2 protein-coding genes and 1 pseudogene are annotated in these 2821 nt (G+C 59.7%); all 3 read right to left on the bottom strand.

Features of this window, described 5'->3' with window-relative positions:
• Window positions 1–348 (bottom strand): annotated as a pseudogene (locus KBT70_RS06520) (hypothetical protein); the annotation flags it as partial.
• Window positions 349–368: 20 nt separating this feature from the next.
• Window positions 369–1631 carry a hypothetical protein gene (locus tag KBT70_RS06515; protein WP_296630037.1) on the bottom strand — a complete coding sequence of 421 codons (1263 nt, stop codon included), beginning with the start codon at window positions 1629–1631 and terminating at the stop codon, window positions 369–371.
• Window position 1632: 1 nt separating this feature from the next.
• Window positions 1633–2821: AMP-binding protein (locus tag KBT70_RS06510; RefSeq protein ID WP_296630034.1), on the bottom strand; the 1189-nt coding region annotated here is incomplete at its 5' end.

Genomic DNA, 2821 nt, shown 5'->3' with positions numbered 1-2821 from the left:
GTCTTCGGCAACCGCCTTGCGCAGTTTGTCAAAGACCGCCTCGCGCGAGGCGAGACCTTCGTCAAATCCGTTTGGGCCGTTCTGGTCGAGCGGCCCGATATAGGTCATGCCCATCAATACGCCCGAGGCCTGAAGATGCGTATGCGGATCAATGAAGCCGGGGAAAACCACCTTATCCTCAAAGCTGGTATCAATCTCGTACTCTTCCCGCTCCAGCCAGCGCTTCATTGTCTCCAGCGTTCCGACCGAAACGATACGCCCGTCCTTGACCGCCACCGCATTGGCCAAAGGTCGCCCCGCGTCCATGGTGCGAATACGCTTTGCCGTGAATACCTTGAGTTTCGTCATCTCCGTCCCCTTATCCTAAGTCATGGCCTGCGTGGGGCCATGTTCCAGTGTGCGCGCAGAGGCATCACAGGCTTCTCGAACAGCGCGCGCAGGCGTTGCCACCGCAGCGCCGTATCAGGCGCATCTGTTCCTTCGATGTGCTCCGTGACCCAATCAAGCCCGTAGTTATAGGTGATCACATAGCTGCGGATCGCCTCGATGATGTTCAGGCGCATCTCTGCGATGGTGCGGGTTTCGAGGCCATACGCCACCAGCCAGTCGATGGCGCGCTCACGGCTCCAGCCCTGATACAGGAAGCGCCGCGCTGCCTCGTTGCGGGCATAGTTCAGCCGCTCCACGTAGTCGACATAGCGGTGGTAGGTCTCGATCTCGGGTGTGAGATGGGTGAGGCCCGCCATGGGCAGCACCACATCGCGGTCATAGGCGATGCGTTCCGCACGGGTGAAGCTGAGGCCGACACCGTAGTTGGCCGCACCCTCGGCCACGATGGTATGCGCCCCGAATAGCGGCAGCATTTCCCATTCGCGCCAGCCGCGCTTGTCCAGCATCTCGGCCTCCAGCAGGGTCGCCTGAATGTGATGGCCGGGGTAAGCTTCATGCGTTGCCAGCTCGATTGCGCGGTCAACGTGGAAAGGCATGGTTGTGCTGAAATGCACATTTGTGCGCCCCTTGCCGAGGTATTCCGCAAAGGCACCAAACGCGCCAAAGTTGTTCATAAGCAGGGTGATGCCCTCGTCCTCTGGCAGGTCCAGATGCGCGCGGGTGCGTTTGCGCGCCTCCTTCAGCGTCGCGGCAACAACCTTTTCGACATGATCATGCGGCACGAGAAAGCGATCCCGAAACGCGCTCATCCGCTCTGGCAACGGCCCGCTGCCGGGGATGATTTGCTCAAGCTCGACCACCAGCGCGCGAAAGTGCTCTTCGGGCAGCTCGGGGACGCTGACGGAATAAAGGGCTTCAACCTCGGCCTCGAAGCTCTCTGGCATATGCCCTTGCAACAAGGCGGCACGCGCAATCAGCGCATCAGCCCTGTCAGCCAACAGGGCGCGCCTGAAGCTGTCGTCCTTTGAACCGGACACATCCGCCGCCTCAAGCCCCCCGCGCAGCCGCGCAAAGGCACCTTCCAGCGCGGGCAAAGGGCGCTTGTCTTCCTTGATCGCGGCTTGCTGCGCCTTGTCCCCGATAAAGATATAAGGGTTCGGGTCGTGATTGTGCAGATGCAGGGCAAGTCTGACATAATCCTCTGCCAGCTTGCCCAAATCCGTCTCGAGAGGCGCGCCCATATCAGGCGGTTCCCGCATCGCGCAATTCGCGCCGCAGGACTTTGCCAACGGTTGATTTCGGCAGCTCGCTTATGAATTCGACATGGCGCGGCACCTTATAGCCGGTAAGGTTCTCCTTGCAGTGCGCGATGACGCTGTCTGCCGTGATCCTCTTATCCGTTTTCACAACGAACAGTTTCACCGCCTCGCCGCTGCGGGCATCCGCGACACCGACGCAGGCCGCTTCCATCACGCCGGGCATGGCGGCCACGACTTCCTCGATCTCATTGGGGAATACGTTGAAACCCGACACAAGGATCATATCCTTTTTTCGGTCCACGATCTTGAGCAGGCCATCTTCGGTAAACAGACCAATATCACCCGATTTGAAGAAACCGTCGTCTGTCATCACCTCGGCCGTGGCATCGGGGCGGTTCCAATAGCCCTGCATGACTTGCGGGCCCTTGATGCAAATCTCACCTGCTTCGCCATGGGGCACCTCGCGGCCCTCATTGTCGCGAATGCTCACTTCGGTCGAGGGCATGACAACACCGATTGTTCCGTTGAACCCTTCAAATGAAACAGGGTTCATCGACACAACTGGCGAAGTCTCGGACAGGCCGTACCCTTCCTTGATATGAATGCCGGTGCGCTCTTTCCACTTGTTCGACACAATCTCCTGCACGGCAGAACCACCTGCCCACGACACCTTGAGCGCCGAGCAGTCGACATCGGCAAAGGCGGGTGTGTGCAGCAGCCCATTATAGAGCGTGTTGACGCCGACAAAGGCGGTGAAGCGGAAGTGTTTGATCGTGCCGATGAACATATCCATATCGCGCGGGTTCGGGATCAGAACATTGAGCGCGCCGTAGCGTGTATAGCTCAGGACCGAGACCATCAGCGCGAGGATGTGATACATGGGCACAGGCGTGACGATGATCTCTTCGCCCTCATTGGTGATTTCACCGGCGAGCCAGTCATAGACGACCATGTTCGAAGCCAGATTGCCGTGGGTCAGCATCGCGCCTTTGGACAGCCCCGTGGTGCCGCCGGTATATTGCAGGAACAACAGGTCGTCTTGGCTGATCGCGGGGCGTTCGAACGCCATGTCCGCGCCTTGGGCAAGCGCATCGTTGAGCGCGACCGTGGTGCCCAGACCCTCCGCCACTTTGGCAGGCGGCACAGGGGCGTCGATCAGATCGGCAACTTGC

Source organism: Roseovarius sp. (assembly GCF_018066915.1).
In the GTDB taxonomy this organism is placed as follows: Bacteria; Pseudomonadota; Alphaproteobacteria; order Rhodobacterales; family Rhodobacteraceae; genus Roseovarius.
This window is presented reverse-complemented; position numbering and strand designations above follow the sequence as displayed.

Excerpts from the sequence above, each read along its gene's own strand:
- KBT70_RS06515 (WP_296630037.1), bottom strand. The coding sequence starts at position 1,631 with ATGGGCGCGCCTCTCGAGACGGATTTGGGCAAGCTGGCAGAGGATTAT.